The following is a 19,334-nucleotide window of genomic DNA, read 5'->3' on the forward strand; positions in this document are numbered from 1 at the left end:
CTAGAGTAAAAAATGCATAACAAGTTGTCAAAGTTCACTCCGCAGCAAGCTGCTCCGCGGGACGCGTTTTCAACGCGCCCCTTGGCAAGGCGTTAGGTGTGTTCTGTCTGTTTAGCTAAAACGGTCGTTGATAAGAAGTGTTTCGTTGGTGCAAACTTTCTGGTGTGAGGCAGCCTAGAAAACTGGTTCATCGTTGTAAGTTAAGTATTTATATCGTTTTGGTCGAACAGCATTTTTACCACTAAACGAATTCTGATAGTCTGGCTTAGTATATGATATAAATGGTTTTGTTCTATGGAGGCAAAAGGAAGTGCATCAAGTCATCGAAAAAGTCACACCACCTAACAAGGCGTCAAAGTTCACTCCGCCAACAAGTTGGCTGCGCGGGACGGCTGCTTCGCGCCGCCCCTTGGCTTAGCGTTAGGTGTGTCCTGTCTATTTAGCTAAACCAGTCGTTGATAAGAAGTGTTTCGTTGGTGCAAATTTCCATGAGTGAGGCAGTCTGAAAAACTGATTCATCGTTGTAAGTTAAGTATTTATATCGTTTTGGTCGAACAGCATTTTTATCACTAAACGAATTCTGATAGTCTGGTTGAGTAAACGAAAGAAATGGTTTTGTTCTGTGGAGGCAAAAGGAAGTGCATCAAGTCATCGAAAAAGTCACACCACCTAACAAGGCGTCAAAGTTCACTCCGCCAGCGAGCTGGCTCCGCGGGACGGCTGCTACGCGCCGCCCCTTGGCTTAGCGTTATGAATACAAGGAGATCAATAATGTTTAAAGTTCTTATTCCCATTTTCCTTATCGTAGTTTCTTCTTCAGCAAAATCTCAAGATTGGAATGAACGTCAAACAGAAGGTAGTCTTAATACGGCAAACGTAATTAATTCTGCTTGGGAGTTGAGAAGGCTTTCTGAGAGCTTAGAACCCGGAATAGATACTCGTTGTTATATCGCGAAACTTGCTGCATTTAAGGCAAAGAGCCTTCCTGCTGCTGCAGAAATAGTTAAGCGGTATGAAAGCACCGACTCTGATCGCTTTGCAGTCCAGAGTGCTGAACAAGCCATAGAAATTTTTAGTCAGAATAGAGTTCAAGAAATAGCCAATGAATGTAAGAGTAATAAAGATTCATAACAAGAACCCAAAGTTCACTCCGCAGCAAGCTGCTCCGCGGGACGCGTTTACAACGCGCCCCTTGGCTTGGCGTTATATGTGTCAACAAACATGAGTATTGAAACCGATGCCTGAGTCTATAGAAATAACATTATGGGAACGATTCGATTCAAATTCGAAATCGTGGAAATATAATCATTACTCAGAAGGCTTTTTTGAAGACCAAGATCGACCAATTCCAAAGGGAAAAGTTCAAGAAGGCAGCTGGCCAAGTGGAACTTGGAGAAAACAAAAAGCTGTTTTAAAAGTTAAAAAAATCATCGAGGAATAGCTCAAAAGTGTTTCTAGTAAAAACATATAACAAGGCGTCAAAGTTCACTCCGCCAACAAGTTGGCTCCGCGGGACGGCTGCTTCGCGCCGCCCCTTGGCTTAGCGTTAAGTGCATCAAACCATGAAGATAAATTCTAGATTAAAAATTTTTCTGAGTGCGCTGGCAGGGACAATTTTTGGATATGTCCAAAGCTCATCAAGTATTCCAGGCTTATCAAAAATCGCCTTCAACCCAAATACGATTTATTCCATTATAATTTTTGGGGGTTTAGCGGGTTTTTTTATCGGTATGTACTCAATAAGTAAGTCCAACAAGGAAGAAGATAGGCATGCTGGCTACGCATTTTTTCTTTGCTTATGTGCGGGGATCAGCATTCCAACATTGTTAAGAGATTATAATGGAGCAATATTCGAGAGCTTAAGCATGGTTAGTGCTTTTTTTGGCTCAATCGCAGTCTTCTTAGTTTTAGGTGGGGCCGTCAGTGCAATTTTCAGCAAGAGCACTTAACAAGCTCAAAAACTTTCGCTCACTGCGTTCACTTGGACGCGCAGAAAACGCGCGCCCGTTTTAAGGGCGTTATATGTCCGAAAAGCTAAGGAGATCTTAATCTATGTTAGAACTTCGCCCCAACTGTGAAAGCTGTGATAAAGATCTTCCTCCAGAATCAACTGAAGCTTGTATATGTACTTATGAATGTACTTTTTGTTCTAATTGCGTCAGCAACTTGCTAATGAACGTTTGCCCAAATTGTGGTGGTGGGTTTTCTCCTCGGCCAATACGTCCAAAAAAGGAGCGTAGAGTTGGCGTAAGTCTTTTGCATCAACCCGCTTCAATGTCTAGGGTAAATACAAAGTACACTGCGGCTGAAATAACTGATTTTTCTAATGCCGTTAAAGACATTAAACCAGAGAACCGATAGTGCGATTAACAACATATAACAAGTGTGTCATGTTCGCACGCAAAAAGCGCGTGCTGGGACGGCTTACGCTGCGCTCCAGCCGCCCCATACACAAGCGTTAGTTTTACGTGATTCATCAACGGCCTAATGACCTTCTCGAAATTTATCTTGAGGGGCAATACTATTATTTGGTTGTTATGACTAAAATAGTACTATTCGGAGGGAATATTGTTTTCGGATTTCATAGCGATGGCGAACAAAAAAGTCCTAAATTTCTATTATCACAAGCACATCCGAATGGTTTCAATTGTTGTGTAGATTTACTTTACGCAAAAAAGCATGGTGAAGTAAAACGAGTAGCTTCCATTACTAGCATCGAGAAGTACTGGCTCACAAAATTTGCTAAATCTCCGATTTATTTTGGTAGTAACCTAGAACGAACATGGGGATGGAAGATTTACTCAATAAAAGACTTAAAAAATATTAAAAAAATCAGAATCTTCCTATTTGGAGAACATAAACAAGCAATGGACTATAGTTGCTGTGGATTTTTGTTTTACATCCAGTTAGTAGAGAGGAAATATCTGTTGGGACAAAGCATGTTTCTAAATGAAAACTAACAAGTTGCCAAAGTACACTCCGCCTTCGGCTCCGCGGGACGTCGCTCTGCGCCGCCCCTTGGCTTGGCGTTATATTTATCATGTCTAAATTCTGGAGAAATACTCTTGGTTTACTTGCGGGAGCTGCAATATTTTTTGTTGGTACGAGTCTATTTACCTATATTAGAAAGGGAAAGTGTTTAGAACTCGATGGCACGTATTCCGGCTACAGTTACTGCGAGTCTGCTGCTGGAACGCGTATCGAAATAGAGCTCACCATTACTGAATATATAGTGGTTCTGGGAACTTTCACGATAGTGTGTTGCTTGATCTTATGGGCAACAAATAAATTAACTAAACGTCTTGAAAAAATATAACAAGCTCAAAAACGACAGTACACTTCGTGTGCTCGGACGCGCAGAAGACGCGCGCCCGTTTTAAGGGCGTTATATGAGTAGCTAAATTTGAATATGTGGCCAAAATCGTATTATTTAGCAATGAGCAGAATGCTGTATATGGAGGTATTTATTATTGCAATTGCGATGTTGATATATATTGGCATAGGTGGCTTGGTGGGTCGTAGTTCACCAGAAGTATTTTTGTATTTTGTGGGCTCAATACTCTATACCTCAATAGCATTCTATATGGCATGCGTGTTATTTGGTTTGGTCGCTCTGGTTAAAAGGCAGCAGGTTCTTACTTCTTTATTCAAACTGCTTGTAGCTAGTGTCGTTGCAGTATTTCCTGCTGCAGTTGTACCGAACTTTTTGCCGATATAGTAGGTTTCATATAACAAGTTTGTGAACAGGACATTTTTTGCTACTCTTCGTTTTGGAGTGGCTGCGCCACTTTACTCCAAAACTACGTTTCGCAAGAAAATGCCTGTTACAAAGGCGTTATACAACAATAGGACCGTACGATTGAGATACTATCTTTCAATAGCAATGATTTTACTCGCTTCGTTTATGAGTTTTTTGTACAAAGACTATATAAGCGCGGTATTCCTCGATTCTTATGAAATCGAATTCGAAATAAAATTGGATGGACGTAGTGAAAACGTACATATTGGAACCTTTGCCGATCAACGAGAAAACTTAAAATCGTCTGGTGAAATCGTCGTTGTTAGTTCTGAGGTTGAGATCTCTATTACATACCCGTTGAATTCTCCTTCGGTATTTAAGGTGCACTCGGAAGGTGGTTTTACTCGGTTAGAATTGGTGGATAAAATATCAGAGTTGTATAAGATGGTGTATGAAGAGGAGGAGGCGACCACCAAAATATCTATAATCCCAGTAGAAAAAAGGATGGAGGAAATGGGCTTAATTAATAGAAATACCACCGACGGAAAATATCAGATTTGGGGCCACGATCTAGGTGATCTAGTCTTGGATGGTGCGCATATATACAAAGATGAAAACGGTATAGTTTCTGTAAATCTATACGTACAGTCATAGAGTTATGCCAAACAAATGTATAACAAGTTGCTGCTACGGACACAAAATAGTTGGCACCTTTCCTGCGTTCGCTGGCGCTCAGCAACAAAGGTGCCAACTATTTTGTGGCGCAGAGCAATGCGTTATGTGTAAAAACGAATGAAGAATTTGCTCCTAGTTATATTTATAGTGTTCATCACAAGTGGTTGCGCCACTCAGAAGACATATATTGGTTCAGTTACATCTTGCCAGAATGAGCCAGTATTAAGTGCCGCTGTTGAGGCATGGAAGAATCAATTGATTCCGTTTCATCTTCCGGTAAAACTAGGAGAAACTAAAACAGATCAAGATGGAGCGTTCGTACTAAGCACTAAAAAGGCCGCGAGCTTCTTTGTTTACTCAGGTGAAAAACTAAATTTTTCAACTCACCCAAAAAAATCAATAAATAAATGTACCAAGTCAAACACATAACAAGGCGCCAAAGTATAACTCCATTCGCTGCGCTCATTCCGCGGGACGTCGCTCCGCTCCGCCCCTTGGCACGGCGTTATGACTACAGAGAGCCCAATCTATGAAAAATATTGTTTTAACTATTTTAATATTCATATTGTTTAGTTTTGGTATTTCTCTAGATAGTTTTGCTAAAGAGCGAGCTTCTGATGCCTTGCTAACCGCTAGAATGATTTATGGCTTGGCCAAGGCCAATGGTGAATCAGCAGATCCATATGAGAGAGAGGCTTACGCTATTGAATCTATAGCCGAAGTATGGGAAGAGTTACGACAAAAGGGTCAGGCTGAATCAAACAAGAGCCTTGATGAATTAGTTTCTGTTAATAAAGCCGGGTATATCAAAGAATATACATGGCACTATTTGAAGAAGAAAAACTGGAAGAAACCTAGGAGGCTAAAAACCAAAGAGTTTGAAGATTGGAGTAAAGAAAATTTGTTTGATCATGAGCTGAGTTATTTATAGGGAAAACCTCGGTGAATATGAGTCATAACAAGGCACCAAACTATCACGCTTTTAGCGCTCGGACGCCACTGTCGTGGCGCCCGTTGGCTTAGCGTTATGGTCTTATGAATAAACTACTTTTTCTAATATCATTAATAATACCTGCAGTGAGTGGAGCAGAGGTAATTGTCCCCGAAGTGGTTCTATATAAATGGGGATACGAATCTATAGGCACGGACGAAAAGTCACAATCGATTAAGCGAATCAAAGGCGAGCGCTGGTCAGCTGATGAAGTTTATTATCCGCGGTTTACTTTGAGTAAATCTTGCCATTCGTCTGAAGCTGAAGCTTTATTAAAGCAGGAAAGTATAATTGATAATCTGAAAAATGACCCCTTTAAGGGGACCAAAAGTCACTACGATAGCTTTGTATGCTCAGCATGTTTGTATTCGATTACAACTACTGCAAGAGTAACCTACCTAGAGCATCAGCCGGGTATTTTGTTAAAGTATGAGGCTTATATTAAGAAAGGGGCAAAACCATAACAAACGGCTCCATGCAGACGCCCAAACCTACGCTGCTTTTGTGGGTTTCGCTGCGCTACACTTTACCACAAAAGCCTCTCCGGTTCGGGCGCTGGTGAGAGCCGGGCGTTATGTGCTGTCAGTCCGAGAGGTTTTCAAGTGGTTAGCTATTGGATAAATTTCATATTTATGCCGCTTATTCTATCGGCCGTAATTTTTATTTCTGGAGAAATCTCTCTATATTTTTTACTCGTAGTATTTTTATTTCTACACTTTATAGGTGAACGGAATTGTGGAAAATGGCAAACGTTTATCAAATCTAAGTTTGGGGTTGGAGCAACGGCCGTTCTGGTAATGGCAGCAGCACTATCCTTATCTGTGTCAGGCGTCATTCTGTACATTACTTGGGGCCATAACCCGCAATGCGAGTTCCATTGTGGTGGTGCTATTAATTGGTTAAATTGGCTGCCCTATGGTGCAATATCGGCATTTTTAACGTACTCTATTTCATACGTAATTGGCATGGCACTATTGGCATTTTTTCAAAATATCCGCGTAGGCACATAACAATTTTGTCCAGCCGACGTTTTGGTCTACGCTTCTTTTTGTGCATGGCCTTCGGCCATTTTTACACAAAAATCAACTACAACCAAAACGCGGCTGACAAAGGCGTTATGAATACATGAATAAATATTTGATGCTAGCAACTCTCTTAGCTTTTTCATTAATCATAGCCGTTAAAGCTGATGAAATCGTTAAACCAATTCCAACGGACATGCCAAATCAGCACACTTTTGTTCTTATGTTGTCAGCTAAATTTAGTTGTGGTCTTAAACGTTGGCCAGCTGATCTAAATGAGCTCAAGGCATTTCAGGAGATCAATGAAATTGAATTAGGTGTCGTTCCAAATTGGGGCTGGATATTTGGTGAAGAATTCAGCTTTGAAAAATCTAAGAATAAAATGGATTTGGTTTCGGTCAGCATAGCGCCAGAGGGAAACCCTATTACCGTAAAGTCTTATCAGGAAAAGCCTCTATGTGAAAATGGTTCAATCACAATACGTGGCGCGCATGTGGACATCGATTTTGGTGAAGAAGATTCATAACAAGTCAAACAACGCCTGCGGCTTGGACGTGCTATTCGCACGCCTGTTTTTGAGGCGTTATGTGGGTTACTAAATTTATGACAATTGAAGTCCTTCTATGGAGTGGGTTAGCGTTAGTTCTTACACTAAACCTAATTGTGAGTATTGCTGTAGCATTAAATTCTCCTGAATATTTAGGTAGCCAGAAGTTATACAAAATTCTGTTTGTTTGGCTTGTGCCAATAGTTGGTGCGATCCTTGTATGGAGCTTCCGTCGTATTGACAGAGCTGAAACCTTATCAACAGCGGAGCGTAAAAAATCCAGAGAGTGGTCAGCGGAAAATGACAGTTGGTTCCACGGATGATCTAAAGGTATGAGTAAACTAAAACCACATAACAAGTTGTCAAAGTTCACTCCGCTGCAAACGACGTAGTTCCGCGGGACGTTCGCTCCGCTCCGCCCCTTGGCAAGGCGTTAGGTGAATCTTTAAATCTATGAATAGAAAGACCATAGGGTTAACTTTACTACCGTTGGGTTTAGCAGGGCTTACATACGTTTTTCTTCAGCAAAATTTGATGCCGCCTGGTGCTGCTAGATCTGAGTTATGGATCAAAGGTATCACTGGAAATGAAGGTTACTCATACCCCGGGTTATCTGGTTGGCTACCGGCGGGTAGAACGGTCTTCTTTTTAAGTATAGTACCGATAATTTCAGGAGTAGTTATGATCTTTGGTGCCCCAAAAAAGTGAATACAAATACGCGATCACCTAACAAGTTTGCAAAGTTTGCTCCGTTCGTTTCACTCACTGCGCGGGACGGCGATAAAGCGCGCTGCCCCTTGCAAAGGCGTTAAGGTTGTAGTCGATGTATGAACAAGAAATACAGTTTCTACAGAAAGTTGAAGATAAACTAGATACAAATAATATACGTGATTTATTATCTAAAGATGAATGTGTAGTTATTGAAGCTAAATATCCATTAATACCTAAAGAATATTTAGCATATCTAATGGAGGTTGGTGCGGGCTCTGCAAGAGAAGATCAATATATGATCTATGGTATGCCCACATTGTGTCATGAGGATACTGACTATTCGTGGTACGAAACAAAAGGAGTTAACTACTTAGTTATTGGTGATGACTTTACTGGTAATTTGTATGCCTTTAATATTGATACTGGTTTTACTCCAGTATTACTTGATCATGAATGTATGGAGGAATTTGTTCATAACGGAACAATTAAATCATTTTTTAGGGAAATGATGCTTATGGACGAAAATGGTAATGATCAAAGAGAACCTTAACAAGGCACAAAACTGTCACTCACTGCGTTCGTTCGGACGCGCAAAAAACGCGTGCCCGTTAACTTGGCGTTAGACACTCTAGGAGTAAAAATGAAAAGAAGAATTTTTTTGACGACGTTATTGTTGTTGATTATTAAACCAAGCTTTGCGGACGAATATTTCCCGTTTGTTGAGTTTACTTGTATTCCAGAAGCAAATTATTTAAGAGTGTCTGCAGAAGGTTTTTATAACATTGGCGCTTACAAAAAAGAAACTGAAGTGGTTGAGGCTATCGAAAAACAATCAACCCTTCACTATGTTGGCTGGAATAATCCCCTGAAAAAATCATGCACTGTTAACGATAAAATAATTGAAGTGGAGCTCAACTATCGTAAGCCTGAGGCTAGAGGTGAATGTGGCGGTGAAGAAAGAGGAGCATTACAGGTCACTATTGATGGTTTAAAAGTAATAGATGGGGCTCGTTTTCATAGTGAATGTTTCACCTCATCTGTTAAAACGATAGACTTTAGTACTTTACAATATGGTCATTTTAAGGTTTGTGGTAGGTACACTGAACGTAAACCTTACAAAAATAAAAATGTGTGTGCGGAAGTACATTTGAGAAAAATAAAAGAAGGTGAGCCCGCAAATGTAGAGGTTCTCTTGAAAGAGTTTTCGGCTGATTATTAGCCTAACAAAAAGCTGTACGCTGACACATACTGCTACGTTCGTTTTTGTGTCTGTCGCTGCGCTCCATTATCACACAAAAACGCTCTCCACATTATGTGCAGGTGAGCTTAGCGTTAGTCTTTCGAATTAGCCTTGGAGTAAGCGTGTTATTTAATTGTCCTGTTAGTAGCGAAAAAGTACACCTATTAATAAGTATTCTGGAATTGAATTCCACATGTAAAGTTATTGATATAGGGTGTGGAGAAGGCGAGTTGCTTACTCTTATTCAGCAAGCGTCTGGCGCTGATTGTTTAGGTATAGATATTGACCAATCATGTATACAGCGTGCGGAACAAAAAGTAAGGCAATATGACTTGGGTGATAGACTTCATTTTTTATCAGATGATGTGCGAAAAACATCATTAGAAAAAAATAGTTATGATCTTGCTGTATGTGTAGGTTCAAGTCACGCCTTTGGGCAAGGTGAAGCGACCTATGTAAATGCCTTAAAAGAAATGAATGAATTATTAAAACCGAGAGGTCTTATATTAGTTGGTGAAGGATACTGGAAACAACCTCCAAAAAGGGAGTATCTGGATTTTATCGGCGAGCCAGTCGGAATTTATAACACCCACGAACAGAATATACAGCAAGCGGAATCTCTTGGGTTCATTCCTCTTTATGCAACAACCAGCTCTCAAGACGAATGGGATCATTTTGAGTGGTGTTTTCGAATGGAAGCAGAGTATAAAGTTATTGCTGATCCTGATAATGAGATGGCTAAAGAGAAGTTGGAAAAAGTGCGGGAATGGAATCATAATTATCGAAAATTCGGAAGAACAACAATGGGTTTTGGTTTTTATCTATATATGACGCCTTTGTAATGCGAGAATCTCACCAGTGTATAAACGCGGATTTATTTTTCCGTTGCTTCGCACCCCAAAATAAGCCGGTTATACAAGCATTAACATTAGGAGAGTGTAAGTATGAATAGAGAAGATTTCACATCGAAAATTTCAGAGTTTTCGACATTGTGTACATCTGAGATAGAGTTGAATGGCTCGGATGAATCAACGCATTTAACTACAGAAGTAGCTTCAGAAATAATTTCAATTTCAGAGGCTAATATAGAATTTATTGAATCATCAGTATTAGGTAATTGCTTATATAGCTATATAGAAAAAGTATTGGCTAGCCATAAGCCAAACAAATCTGAACTGATCAGAAATAGTATTTTTGTTGTGTGGTCATTTATTGATTCTATTTCGGATGATGAAACTAGAGAGCTATTGTCGCACTCGGTCAAAGATCAAGAATCATTTGATAACTTTGCTTCTTACATATTATCTGGTAAAGATAATGTTGAATCTGAATAAGAGAGGAGTTTGAAAATGAGCTGGACGCCTATTCGTTGTTGGTTCTGCTTGTGTTGAGTCTCCTTCGTTGTTTGAGGTCGGTCGCGGGCAGTGCGGTGTGTCTGGCAATGTTCCAGATATAGGCGCTGATATCATGAGCAATGGCAGCAAGCGATAATCGATATTGCGAAGCTGACGGTGGTCAATGACGGAGTTGCGGTGCAGTTGGAATTTTGTAACGACAGCTCATGTGCTAGTGCTCGCTATGATACCGCGCCTCACCAGCAGCAGGCAGAGCTGCCACTGAAAGTCTGGTACTAACAAAACTGGCCTCAATCGCTTGCTTTGCAAGGTTTGGGCTATGCAGCAATGCTGGCGATGCTCTCGGCGAGTTTTATGGTTCTGTAGCGAACATTGGCCAGCGCCATTTCCGACCGCGCAGCAATCATTAGCACGCAAGGTTTGTCGAGATATTGCGTTCGAACAAATAGCACGTTACCAGATTTAGATTCAACAATTGTGACGTCAAATTGGTCCGTTAACACTTGATTCGATGTTGCGTCGCTCAGCGCGCAAATTGTACTGCTCATGGCCGCGAGTTTATCTGCTTCGGCGGCGAGGCTTTTTGATGCAAACGACTTAATCGAGAATCCATCTGTGGTGCATAGGCTCACTACAAAGATTTCTTTATTGGTTTCACAGAGCGTTCTTATTTCACTAATAAGCTCTGGTTTAACTGGAACCTGATTGTTTGGCATGGTCTTTTTTATGATTAAGTTTGGTAGTTAATAGCGTTAAACATATGCAATACCGATAGCGCTGATTCTTTGTTACGAGGGTCAACGTTAATGATCGGGCTTACCAATTTGTTGTGGTCAAGGATAGCGCGTATTTCGCAATTGAGCGCAACTAGATCAGAATTTTCCGCTTGTTCACAGTGTGTTACGCCGACGACACAGGTGGTGTTGTTTTCATTCGGGGCAAAGAATGAAAGGAGATGATCAAAGTCGTCATAATTTGGGGTTTCACCGTATTTTACCAAGATCAAAATGCCCCAAAGTCCTTTATTTACGGTTTCCCATAAAAAGGAAAAGCGCTGTTGTCCGGGCACACCGTACAAGCCAAGTGCAGTGTCATCAGTCAGCTTAATGCGGCCGTAATCGATGCCCACCGTGGTGTATTTTTTGCCGATATCAATGCTTGATTCGACCTCGGTCTCTACTGGGCTGATCTCGCTTAATGTTTTAATTAAACGCGATTTCCCGGCACCGACTTCACCGATTATTGCTAGCTTTTTATAGTCCATGCTGCCTCTAGGTTAATCTCAAAAATGATCGCATTTTTGCGTAAAAGCCGCCATTGGTCGCAGTCGTGCGATCGGACTGGTGGTCGCCTTGAATTTTGGATGCAGTTAAAATATCTAAGGAATAAAGGGTTCCGAGAAGCTTGTCTAACTCGGCCTTTGAGCCTAATTGTTTATTTTTCACAAGCTCGCTATATGGCACAGAATGTCGAATGAGTTGAGCGCAAAGCTCATAAACCATCGGGGATTGCCCTACGTGATTAAAGTCCGGCCAAGCCGAAAGTTGCAGCGCTAATCCTTCAAAAGTAGGCTGTTGCGTTGCACTCGGGGTATTCCGACCCTGTGGGGAGTCGAGAAATATTTGAAGCAATTCTCGGTCTTCTTTCGCTAAGGTGTTCAAGGTGCTGGCATGTTTGCTCAAAAAACGCTTGAACTCTGGCACTTTAGAGATGTTCTCAGCTAACTTCATATCCCATTCAGGAAATGATCGAGAGGTAACTTTGGTGTCCAGTATAACTCTAACGTTGGAGTGCCGTTTATCTAAGCGTATGCTGTTAAACAGTTGATCAACACTACTGGCTTCGCCTTCAATGACTTGAATGTAGCGGCCTAGTCGATAAGACAGTATGCCGGTTACCTTCAATTCAGCATTTTTCTTTCTTGCGGTGCTGAAAATATTCGACAAGCCGACTGGCAATGTCGCTCCATTTTTTCGCGCGATTACCTCGCTTATATAGGCGATGCATTTCATTTTCCTACCCCTTGTGTGACCCCGTTCTGTGCAGCACTGACTGCATGAGCTTACTGGCTATTTACAATGATGGCCCGGCCCAGAATGAAGTCTTGGCGTCCATCCAATCGGATATTTGTAGTGCTTAGAATGACGTAGGGTTGGCCGGTTCTATCAACCTTGAACGAGTCGACCGTTCATCTATAGTACAAGTATTCTTGAATCGTGAGTTTGGCTATACGAATCCAGCTAAACTCACGACTCGACTGCTCTTTATTAAACTTCTAAACTGTCTTCGATGTTTTGAACTTTGCGACGTGCAAGTGCTAAATTAGCCTTGGCTGTGTCAAGTACTAGGTAGATGAATAGACCTTTGTGATTAACTGTTGGGCGAATGATGTGCATTTGCGTGTCAAGAGTAATCAAAATGTCAGTGATGTCGCCTGTAATACCTAACGACTTCATGGTCGCTATTTTGGCTTTCACTACTTCAGAATTACCTGCCGCCGCTAACTCAAGGTCAACGCCACTGCCTGCTGTGCCTAAAGCCATGCCAGATGTATAGTCTACGATGCATGCACCAAGCGCACCGTCAATGTTCAATAGTTCAGCTAAGCTATCATTAATATTTGCCACAATTTCCACCCATTTTTAAAGTTAATCTAGCTATATTGACGGAGTGTCAATATACGAGAAGCAAGCATTCTACACCGAGAACGGACTTTGTCTAGTAACCTAGGTGCCAATGGGTATGGATTTCCGCTGTGTTTTCAATTGTTTGCAATTAGTTTGAAAAGCAGGAGTTTGACTTGTCGGTGAGTTTCGATTTAGGTGTTAAGCACATATAACACGGGTGTCGAAGTGCTGGGATTACGCGAGAGGTGTGTGTTAATCAAAATATCCTTTGGCAGCTGCTGCAACCACGCTCGAATGGCGAGGGTTTCAGCCTCGCCGGCTGGATGGCCGGGGTAGCACAGTAGCGTCATAACGCCATGTGCAGACAGCTTGGTGAGGGCCGCATTCAGTGCTAGCAGGCTTGATTCAGCTTGTGTTGTCAGCGTTTTATCTGCGCTCGGCAGATAGCCGAAATTGAACATTACGCAATCAACTTCTCCGTCTACGTGGTTGGCTAGTTGCTGATGGCCGTCATTAACTAATTGGACATGATCAAATCCAGCTGCTTCGAGGCGTTGACGCGTTGCCGAAATCGCCTTCGCTTGAACATCAAAGGCCCATACTCGATGCTGAGTGTGCTGCGCTAAGAATAATGTGTCGTGTCCGTTGCCACAGGTAGCATCGACTGATTGCCTAAGAGTACCTGGCAGAAAATGATCGAGAATACTCTGATGAGCGATATCGGTTAAAGCCATTGGCTGAGCTCCTTGGACAATTCCGTGCCGTGCTGCAGGTGCTCACAAAGCGTGGCAGCATAATACGGAATAGTTAAACAACCTTTGCTGCCGAACCCGTTAAAGCAATAGGTGTTTGGTAAGTTTGTCAACGGCCCAATAAACGGTTGGCGTTGCGCGGTGGTTGGTCGTATACCAACTTGATGCTGCACCACGCTAGCGGTTTGTCCGGTGTGTAGTGAGAGGCTGTCAAGCAAGCTTTGTTGGATCGCCGGGTCAGTCTCCAGACTTACATCATTCCATGCATAGTTAGCCCCGAGTTTGGCGTAGTTTGGCTTGTCAGCCGCGGGAACTAACCAGTTCCCCCAACTCAGCATGCGGTCGTTTGGTTGTTCGGTTTTAACCGTGATGATCTCGCCTTTAGCTAGTTTGAAGGGTAGGTCTTTGAGCCAAGGGTTATTAATGGCCTGGTATCCTTCGCAGAAAATAATGTGTTTAGCTTGCCAATCTTGGTAGTGGCATTGGTGTTCTGTGATGCTCAGCTTTGAGTAGTCGAAGTGCTCGCTGTGATACACCGCTCTAGCCAATAAGGCTTGCTTCACTGAGGCTACCATTGCCACAGTATCAACTACAGCGGTACGTGCTACATCGGCACACGCCAAGGCATTATCAGAAAATGGTGATTGGGATGATCGGCTTAATATTGTTTGGTAGTCTGCTTGCGTTAAGCGCTGTGTAAAATAGCTCGCCTGACCAGCATTTTTGATTAGCCTTTGTTGCTTGATAGGCCGGTAGAAGACGGCACCGAGCTCCTGTTCTAGAGAGGTATACCAGTGTTCGGCGTACTTTGAGTATTCCTCGAATCTGTCGGTAATATTGAGTCGGTGGCCAGTAACTGGGTTGATGATGCCTGCGGCAACTTGACTGGCGCTTCCTTTGTGGTGGTTATCAATGACACGCACCGAGTAGCCTGCTCGGAGTAGGCTAAATGCCAATATCGACCCCGCTATACCTTGGCCAATCAGTAAAAAATCAGTCTGTGCCTGAGGCATGGGGTCACCGAGGGTAATCTAAAAGTAAAAGGTTTGTGGTAGTCTTTTCAAATGATCGGCAAGTATAACAATTGCACTCTTTCAATGGGTGGAAGAAAGCAGACAATGAAAATCTAATATGGCTCAACATTTGGTTAGCTCGAAGCGTTTTCTTCCGTACTTTTGTACGCAGTTTTTAGGCGCCTTTAATGACAATATCTACCGCAATGCGTTTGCGATTCTGATTACTTATTTCCTTGCCAAGGAAAACCAAGGGGTCATTATCAATATTGCGCTGGTAGCCTTTATTCTGCCGTATTTTTTGTTTGGCGCTATTGCTGGGCAACTCGCCGACAAATATGAGAAAGCTCGTTTGATCCGCTACATCAAATTAGCAGAAATCGTGATTATGCTAATGGGCAGTTTGGCGTTGTACTTTCATCACGTGCCTTTCATGCTATTTGTTTTGTTTGCATTAGGTTCTCAGTCGGCCTTTTTCGGCCCGATTAAATACAGTATTTTGCCGCAACATGTTAGCCCCGACGAAATTCTAGACGCCAATGCTTATGTCGAATCTGGCACCTTTATAGCGATTTTACTCGGTACTATTTTGGGCGGCACGCTGGCTAGTGATCTGAGTTATCAATACGCATTGATGGCGAGCATTGTAGGGTTTGCTGTGCTCGGCTACTTGGCGAGCGCATATATTCCGGCTGCGCCGGCGGCATCGCCGACACTGAATATGTCGTTCAATATCTGGACTAGTAGCCTCGAAATTATTCGCATGACACGCCGCAATAAGCCGGTGTTTATGTCGATTTTGGCAAATTCCTGGTTTTGGTTTTTTGGCTCAATTGTACTGACCCAGTTTCCGGTATTCGCCAAAGAAGTATTGTCCGGAGATGCCGGCGTCGCTACCTTATTATTAGCTACATTTTCTGTTGGGATTGGTCTCGGATCGTTTGCCTGTGCGGTATTTTCGCGAGGGCGAGTTGAAATGGGCTTGGTGCCGTTTGGTGCCTTGGGAATTAGTTTTTTCACTTGGCAGTTGAGTAGAACCGACATTGTCGCGGGCGACTCGCTTAGAACCTTGACGGAGGTTATTCAGTTGCCGGGCGCATGGTGGGTCATTACCAATCTAACGATGATCGCGTTTAGCGCGGGCCTGTTTATCGTGCCGTTATATGCCTTCATGCAAACTCGCAGCGCGGAGCAACAGCGTTCACGAACCATTGCCGTTAACAATATCTTTAATTCAATTTTTATGGTGGTGGCCGGTGCGCTAGGTGCGGTGTTACTCGCCTTAGATTTTTCGGTATTGGATATTTTTAAAATTGCAGCGATTCTGAATTTGATTGTCGCTGGTTATATTTTCTATCAGATTCCGGAATATTTTCTGCGGCTTTTGAGTTGGTTGTTGATGCACATGGTGTATCGCATTGACACCAAAGATCTAGATAAAATACCCAAAGAGGGTCCTGCGTTGTTGGTCTGCAATCACGTAAGTTTTTTTGATCCAGCTATTTTGCTTGGCGAATTGCCTCGGCCAGCGCGATTTGTGATGTGGTACAGTTTTTATGAGGTCCCGTTATTTACCTATTTGTTTAAAGGCTTGAAATCTATTCCAATTGGGAATCGGCGGGAACGACCTGAGTTGGTGGACGAGGCGTTTGATCGTATCGCGGAAGAGTTAGAAGCGGGTAAGTTAGTGGTTATTTTTCCTGAAGGAAGCATCACTCGTGACGGCGAGATGAGTAAATTTCAACCGGGCATCGACCAGATTGTAAAGCGGACGCCGGTGCCGGTCGTGCCATTGGCCTTACGCGGTATGTGGGGAACATGGTCATCACGCAAGCGCGGTCGTGCATTAAAAGGTTGGCCTACCGCGTTTATGCGTAAATTAACCGTGGTGGCTGGCGACCCAGTTCCAGCGAAGCAGGCGACGCGCTTAGTATTGCAAGAAAAAGTTCTGGAGTTACGCGGAGAACATAAGTGAACGATAGCTTAGTTAAGGATGGTCTGTCGCGCTGTAGTTGGTGCGAGAGTAGTGAGTTGTATCGCCAGTATCATGATCAAGAATGGGGCGTGGCCGTGTTTGATGATCGTGAATTGTTTGAAATGCTAAATCTTGAAGGTGCGCAAGCCGGTTTAAGCTGGATTACTGTATTGAAAAAGCGTGAGAATTATCGTGATGCATTCGACCAGTTCGATCCGGTCAAAATAGCTCAGTACGATGAGGCTAAGCGTGGTGAGTTGTTAGCTAATGCCGGGATTATTAGAAATAAGCTTAAGGTGAATGCCTTCATTGTAAATGCCCAACTCTATTTAGAGATGCAGTCGTTGGCTGAGAAAAATGCCGGCCCGACATTTTCGGAGTTTCTGTGGTCGTTTGTTGACGGCAAGCCCATTGTGAATACGCCAAGTTCTTTGTCTGAGGTGCCAGCCACTACCGCACAGTCGGATGCAATGAGCAAAGCGTTGAAAAAACGTGGATTTAAGTTCGTTGGTTCAACTATTTGTTATGCGTTTATGCAAGCCTGTGGCATGGTTGTTGATCACACCCAAGATTGTTTTCGGTTTAACAAAGAAGCTAAGTAACCCCATTAGCGGCTGTTTGACTGAGCTAACATGAGATAGTTAGGTTAATGCTAAAGCCCACGCTAATACCACGATAACTAGGCTAAGTGTCGCAAAAACTCCTTGGGCGGGTACGGTGCTCTCCATACGTCGCAGTACTGTCATCCAGACTAGCGCGGTCATGCAGCCACTAAAATAGCCTGTGAGGTGTGCCATTACGTCGGTTCGTTCACCGGTGGTGCCCAAAAATCCAAGTAAAGCCAGTGTTGCGATCAGCGGTGCCCAGCGCCTTAACCCACGTTGGGCATAGGCGTAACGGTCATTCAGGGCAAACACACCGAGGATGCCCAGCGCAGCGAATACCATGGTTGAAGCGCCAATCGATAAGTGTAATGTTTGGTACAAATAGGCGTTGAGGGCGTTGCCTAGTGCGCCAGCAATTAGGATGCTGAACCACGCGGCGCCACTACCGATGTATTGCGATACCAAAATGCCAAATAGCGCGCCAAAGCCGATATTGCCAATAAGATGCGCGGCATCGGCGTGTAACGTTAATGCGGTGATAGTGCGCCACCATTCACCATCGAAAATTTTCTCGGAGTGCGCGACGCCTTGGTTTTGCCAGTTTTGTCCGAATAATTTAAGGCTGCTAAAAGCGCCAACTATTAGTAATGCCAAGCCATAAAGATAGGCACCTAAAAAGCCTTTTGAGATTGGATGAAGTGGTTTCGCCAGAACTTCTTCTTCCGCGTTCTCACTTAAATATAAGCGCAACTGCTGGTAGGCTTGCTCGGCGCGCTCATGATCTATCAGTAGATAGTAGCGAGATCCAGAGTGTACTAAGTGGCTGTCAAATCCTGTTGCTTGCAGTACTAAGTTAAACTCCTGACATTTAGCAGAATCGATTGAATGAAAAAGGGCGGCGTAACTCATTTAGGTTTGATGCGACCGACTTATTCAAATTCAAGTGAGAATGCCATTTGCATTGTTGTCATAGTGGCGTGCTAGGTTCGGTTTAGCGGATCATAGCTTGCCGTTTCATAGGTGCCCCTGTGGGTTTTTGCTGCTGTTATTGGTTCAATAGACGTGACGTGAATGGTTAAACATAATAGGTGTTTTGTATGTCAAGAAAATGGAGCATGGTTTTGATGTTATCGATGTTGTTGTCTTCGCCAACGATGGCTGATCCGCTGGTTATTGCGCATCGTGGGGCGTCTGGGTATTTGCCAGAACATACGTTAGAAGCGATTACCTTGGCGTTTGCACAAGGCGCTGACTATATCGAGCAAGATGTTGTTCTTAGTCGCGATGGTGTGCCGGTGGTGCTGCATGATATTCACTTAGATACAGTTACCGACGTGGCGGAAAAATTTCCCAAGAAAAAGCGCGCTGACGGTCGCTTTTACGCGATTGATTTGACCTTAGCCGAACTTAAATCGCTGACGGTGAATGAACGACGGGAGCTCAACGGAGATCAGGTTTTCCCCGGCCGTTACCAAGGCTCTGCTGGTTTTACTATTGCCACCTTTGAGGAGCAAATCGAGTTAATTGGTGAGCTCAATCGCCAATTTTCAAAAAACGTCGGCCTGTATCCAGAAATAAAATCACCGGCTTGGCATCGTGCGCAAGGAGCGGATATTTCTGTGGTGGTGCTAGAGGTGCTTCGTCGTCATGGTCTCGACAGCGCCGATGCGCGCATCTATTTACAGTGTTTTGATTTTGCTGAAACTCAGCGAGTCCGTGTGGAGCTTGGCGCTAAGCTTAAGTTAATACAGCTCATCGGCGAAAACGATTGGAGCGAATCCGACTCTGATTATGATTATTTGAAAACACCAAGCGGCTTGTCTGAAGTCGCTAAGGTTGCGCAGGGGGTTGGGGTTTGGATTCCGCAGTTAGCGAGCCCCTCAACGTTTAAACCCACCGCGTTGGCGAAACATGCTCAGATGGCAGGGCTCGATGTGCACGCTTATACGTTTCGCAAAGATGCATTGCCACCTAGTGTAACCTCACCGATGTTGCTCGACCTGCTGTTCAAACAACTTGGCATCAATGGCATTTTTACGGACTTCCCAGATCTGGTGGTTGAGTATCTGGCTGGTGGTTAAG

The 19,334-nt window shown here is 43.3% G+C and carries 26 protein-coding genes; 19 read left to right on the top strand and 7 right to left on the bottom strand.

Annotated elements, in window-relative coordinates; genetic code table 11:
- Nucleotides 1-771: 771 nt before the first annotated feature.
- From DFR28_RS11855 to DFR28_RS11940, 16 genes are all read left to right on the top strand, one after another.
- Nucleotides 772-1,131 (top strand): hypothetical protein, encoded by a 360-nt coding sequence (locus tag DFR28_RS11855; protein ID WP_113954586.1) that lies wholly within the window; start codon nt 772-774, stop codon nt 1,129-1,131.
- A gap of 106 nt (nt 1,132-1,237) precedes the next feature.
- Nucleotides 1,238-1,441, top strand: coding sequence for a hypothetical protein (locus DFR28_RS11860; RefSeq protein ID WP_113954587.1), 204 nt, complete (start codon nt 1,238-1,240; stop codon nt 1,439-1,441).
- A 121-nt stretch (nt 1,442-1,562) separates the two neighbouring features.
- Nucleotides 1,563-1,949 (top strand): hypothetical protein, encoded by a 387-nt coding sequence (locus tag DFR28_RS11865; RefSeq protein ID WP_113954588.1) that lies wholly within the window; start codon nt 1,563-1,565, stop codon nt 1,947-1,949.
- Nucleotides 1,950-2,052: 103 nt separating this feature from the next.
- Nucleotides 2,053-2,361, top strand: a complete 309-nt coding sequence (locus DFR28_RS20075; protein ID WP_113954589.1) for a DUF1272 domain-containing protein — start codon at nt 2,053-2,055, stop codon at nt 2,359-2,361.
- A gap of 176 nt (nt 2,362-2,537) precedes the next feature.
- Nucleotides 2,538-2,960, top strand: coding sequence for a hypothetical protein (locus tag DFR28_RS11875; RefSeq protein WP_147251014.1), 423 nt, complete (start codon nt 2,538-2,540; stop codon nt 2,958-2,960).
- A 476-nt stretch (nt 2,961-3,436) separates the two neighbouring features.
- Nucleotides 3,437-3,718 (top strand): hypothetical protein, encoded by a 282-nt coding sequence (locus DFR28_RS11880; RefSeq protein WP_211316984.1) that lies wholly within the window; start codon nt 3,437-3,439, stop codon nt 3,716-3,718.
- 141 nt (nt 3,719-3,859) lie between these two features.
- Nucleotides 3,860-4,393: a hypothetical protein gene (locus DFR28_RS11885; protein ID WP_170132079.1), complete on the top strand. Its 534-nt coding sequence runs from the start codon at nt 3,860-3,862 to the stop codon at nt 4,391-4,393.
- Between the two features lie 550 nt (nt 4,394-4,943).
- Nucleotides 4,944-5,345 carry a hypothetical protein gene (locus DFR28_RS11895; protein WP_113954594.1) on the top strand — a complete coding sequence of 134 codons (402 nt, stop codon included), beginning with the start codon at nt 4,944-4,946 and terminating at the stop codon, nt 5,343-5,345.
- A 104-nt stretch (nt 5,346-5,449) separates the two neighbouring features.
- Nucleotides 5,450-5,869 carry a hypothetical protein gene (locus tag DFR28_RS11900; RefSeq protein ID WP_147251016.1) on the top strand — a complete coding sequence of 140 codons (420 nt, stop codon included), beginning with the start codon at nt 5,450-5,452 and terminating at the stop codon, nt 5,867-5,869.
- A 168-nt stretch (nt 5,870-6,037) separates the two neighbouring features.
- A complete protein-coding gene (locus DFR28_RS11905; protein WP_113954596.1) occupies nt 6,038-6,415 on the top strand; it encodes a hypothetical protein in 378 nt (125 codons plus the stop codon).
- A gap of 115 nt (nt 6,416-6,530) precedes the next feature.
- Nucleotides 6,531-6,953 carry a hypothetical protein gene (locus tag DFR28_RS11910; RefSeq protein ID WP_113954597.1) on the top strand — a complete coding sequence of 141 codons (423 nt, stop codon included), beginning with the start codon at nt 6,531-6,533 and terminating at the stop codon, nt 6,951-6,953.
- A 59-nt stretch (nt 6,954-7,012) separates the two neighbouring features.
- Entirely contained in the window at nt 7,013-7,297 is a 285-nt protein-coding gene (locus tag DFR28_RS11915; RefSeq protein WP_113954598.1) for a hypothetical protein, read from the top strand.
- A 500-nt stretch (nt 7,298-7,797) separates the two neighbouring features.
- On the top strand, nt 7,798-8,235 hold the full coding sequence (locus tag DFR28_RS11925; protein ID WP_113954600.1) for an SMI1/KNR4 family protein: 438 nt from the start codon (nt 7,798-7,800) through the stop codon (nt 8,233-8,235).
- Between the two features lie 90 nt (nt 8,236-8,325).
- Entirely contained in the window at nt 8,326-8,904 is a 579-nt protein-coding gene (locus tag DFR28_RS11930; RefSeq protein ID WP_113954601.1) for a hypothetical protein, read from the top strand.
- A gap of 143 nt (nt 8,905-9,047) precedes the next feature.
- A complete protein-coding gene (locus tag DFR28_RS11935) occupies nt 9,048-9,767 on the top strand; it encodes an SAM-dependent methyltransferase (RefSeq protein WP_170132080.1) in 720 nt (239 codons plus the stop codon).
- A 102-nt stretch (nt 9,768-9,869) separates the two neighbouring features.
- Entirely contained in the window at nt 9,870-10,259 is a 390-nt protein-coding gene (locus DFR28_RS11940; RefSeq protein WP_113954603.1) for a hypothetical protein, read from the top strand.
- A 338-nt stretch (nt 10,260-10,597) separates the two neighbouring features.
- Here the strand turns inward: DFR28_RS11940 and DFR28_RS11945 are convergent, their stop codons facing one another.
- The 6 genes from DFR28_RS11945 to DFR28_RS11970 form a co-directional block, all read right to left on the bottom strand.
- The gene (locus DFR28_RS11945; protein WP_113954604.1) at nt 10,598-10,996 is read right to left on the bottom strand and encodes a roadblock/LC7 domain-containing protein; all 399 of its coding nucleotides are present in this window, start codon (nt 10,994-10,996) and stop codon (nt 10,598-10,600) included.
- Between the two features lie 14 nt (nt 10,997-11,010).
- Nucleotides 11,011-11,544, bottom strand: coding sequence for a GTP-binding protein (locus DFR28_RS11950; RefSeq protein WP_113954605.1), 534 nt, complete (start codon nt 11,542-11,544; stop codon nt 11,011-11,013).
- A gap of 7 nt (nt 11,545-11,551) precedes the next feature.
- Nucleotides 11,552-12,292: a BLUF domain-containing protein gene (locus tag DFR28_RS11955; RefSeq protein ID WP_113954606.1), complete on the bottom strand. Its 741-nt coding sequence runs from the start codon at nt 12,290-12,292 to the stop codon at nt 11,552-11,554.
- 255 nt (nt 12,293-12,547) lie between these two features.
- Nucleotides 12,548-12,907: a hypothetical protein gene (locus DFR28_RS11960; RefSeq protein WP_113954926.1), complete on the bottom strand. Its 360-nt coding sequence runs from the start codon at nt 12,905-12,907 to the stop codon at nt 12,548-12,550.
- 191 nt (nt 12,908-13,098) lie between these two features.
- Nucleotides 13,099-13,641 carry a tRNA 5-(aminomethyl)-2-thiouridylate-methyltransferase MnmM gene (gene mnmM / locus DFR28_RS11965; RefSeq protein ID WP_113954607.1) on the bottom strand — a complete coding sequence of 181 codons (543 nt, stop codon included), beginning with the start codon at nt 13,639-13,641 and terminating at the stop codon, nt 13,099-13,101.
- The gene (locus tag DFR28_RS11970) at nt 13,632-14,672 is read right to left on the bottom strand and encodes an NAD(P)/FAD-dependent oxidoreductase (RefSeq protein WP_113954608.1); all 1,041 of its coding nucleotides are present in this window, start codon (nt 14,670-14,672) and stop codon (nt 13,632-13,634) included. The genes mnmM and DFR28_RS11970 overlap by 10 nt, the downstream gene beginning before the upstream one ends.
- 118 nt (nt 14,673-14,790) lie before the next feature.
- On the opposite strand from DFR28_RS11970, the gene DFR28_RS11975 reads away from it, so the two are divergent.
- Both DFR28_RS11975 and DFR28_RS11980 read left to right on the top strand, forming a co-directional pair.
- Nucleotides 14,791-16,647, top strand: coding sequence for an MFS transporter (locus DFR28_RS11975; protein ID WP_113954609.1), 1,857 nt, complete (start codon nt 14,791-14,793; stop codon nt 16,645-16,647).
- A gap of 23 nt (nt 16,648-16,670) precedes the next feature.
- On the top strand, nt 16,671-17,249 hold the full coding sequence (locus DFR28_RS11980) for a DNA-3-methyladenine glycosylase I (protein WP_113954927.1): 579 nt from the start codon (nt 16,671-16,673) through the stop codon (nt 17,247-17,249).
- A 39-nt stretch (nt 17,250-17,288) separates the two neighbouring features.
- Here DFR28_RS11980 and DFR28_RS11985 read toward each other — a convergent pair whose 3' ends face one another.
- Nucleotides 17,289-18,161 carry a rhomboid family intramembrane serine protease gene (locus DFR28_RS11985; protein ID WP_113954610.1) on the bottom strand — a complete coding sequence of 291 codons (873 nt, stop codon included), beginning with the start codon at nt 18,159-18,161 and terminating at the stop codon, nt 17,289-17,291.
- A 188-nt stretch (nt 18,162-18,349) separates the two neighbouring features.
- Here DFR28_RS11985 and glpQ point away from each other — a divergent pair, with 188 nt between their 5' ends.
- Nucleotides 18,350-19,333: a glycerophosphodiester phosphodiesterase gene (gene glpQ / locus DFR28_RS11990; protein WP_211316985.1), complete on the top strand. Its 984-nt coding sequence runs from the start codon at nt 18,350-18,352 to the stop codon at nt 19,331-19,333.
- Nucleotide 19,334 lies beyond the last annotated feature (1 nt).

Source organism: Arenicella xantha, assembly GCF_003315245.1.
In the GTDB taxonomy this organism is placed as follows: domain Bacteria; phylum Pseudomonadota; class Gammaproteobacteria; order Arenicellales; family Arenicellaceae; genus Arenicella; species Arenicella xantha.

Coding starts and splice junctions, on each gene's coding strand:
- DFR28_RS11940 (WP_113954603.1), top strand. CDS start 9,870: ATGAATAGAGAAGATTTCACATCGAAAATTTCAGAGTTTTCGACATTG.
- DFR28_RS11865 (WP_113954588.1), top strand. CDS start 1,563: ATGAAGATAAATTCTAGATTAAAAATTTTTCTGAGTGCGCTGGCAGGG.
- DFR28_RS11970 (WP_113954608.1), bottom strand. CDS start 14,672: ATGCCTCAGGCACAGACTGATTTTTTACTGATTGGCCAAGGTATAGCG.
- DFR28_RS11975 (WP_113954609.1), top strand. CDS start 14,791: ATGGCTCAACATTTGGTTAGCTCGAAGCGTTTTCTTCCGTACTTTTGT.
- DFR28_RS11910 (WP_113954597.1), top strand. CDS start 6,531: ATGAATAAATATTTGATGCTAGCAACTCTCTTAGCTTTTTCATTAATC.
- DFR28_RS11875 (WP_147251014.1), top strand. CDS start 2,538: ATGACTAAAATAGTACTATTCGGAGGGAATATTGTTTTCGGATTTCAT.
- DFR28_RS11855 (WP_113954586.1), top strand. CDS start 772: ATGTTTAAAGTTCTTATTCCCATTTTCCTTATCGTAGTTTCTTCTTCA.
- DFR28_RS20075 (WP_113954589.1), top strand. CDS start 2,053: ATGTTAGAACTTCGCCCCAACTGTGAAAGCTGTGATAAAGATCTTCCT.
- mnmM (WP_113954607.1), bottom strand. CDS start 13,641: ATGGCTTTAACCGATATCGCTCATCAGAGTATTCTCGATCATTTTCTG.
- DFR28_RS11895 (WP_113954594.1), top strand. CDS start 4,944: ATGAAAAATATTGTTTTAACTATTTTAATATTCATATTGTTTAGTTTT.
- DFR28_RS11925 (WP_113954600.1), top strand. CDS start 7,798: ATGTATGAACAAGAAATACAGTTTCTACAGAAAGTTGAAGATAAACTA.
- glpQ (WP_211316985.1), top strand. CDS start 18,350: ATGTCAAGAAAATGGAGCATGGTTTTGATGTTATCGATGTTGTTGTCT.
- DFR28_RS11880 (WP_211316984.1), top strand. CDS start 3,437: ATGAGCAGAATGCTGTATATGGAGGTATTTATTATTGCAATTGCGATG.
- DFR28_RS11950 (WP_113954605.1), bottom strand. CDS start 11,544: ATGGACTATAAAAAGCTAGCAATAATCGGTGAAGTCGGTGCCGGGAAA.
- DFR28_RS11905 (WP_113954596.1), top strand. CDS start 6,038: ATGCCGCTTATTCTATCGGCCGTAATTTTTATTTCTGGAGAAATCTCT.
- DFR28_RS11955 (WP_113954606.1), bottom strand. CDS start 12,292: ATGAAATGCATCGCCTATATAAGCGAGGTAATCGCGCGAAAAAATGGA.
- DFR28_RS11945 (WP_113954604.1), bottom strand. CDS start 10,996: ATGCCAAACAATCAGGTTCCAGTTAAACCAGAGCTTATTAGTGAAATA.
- DFR28_RS11860 (WP_113954587.1), top strand. CDS start 1,238: ATGCCTGAGTCTATAGAAATAACATTATGGGAACGATTCGATTCAAAT.
- DFR28_RS11985 (WP_113954610.1), bottom strand. CDS start 18,161: ATGAGTTACGCCGCCCTTTTTCATTCAATCGATTCTGCTAAATGTCAG.
- DFR28_RS11930 (WP_113954601.1), top strand. CDS start 8,326: ATGAAAAGAAGAATTTTTTTGACGACGTTATTGTTGTTGATTATTAAA.
- DFR28_RS11915 (WP_113954598.1), top strand. CDS start 7,013: ATGTGGGTTACTAAATTTATGACAATTGAAGTCCTTCTATGGAGTGGG.
- DFR28_RS11900 (WP_147251016.1), top strand. CDS start 5,450: ATGAATAAACTACTTTTTCTAATATCATTAATAATACCTGCAGTGAGT.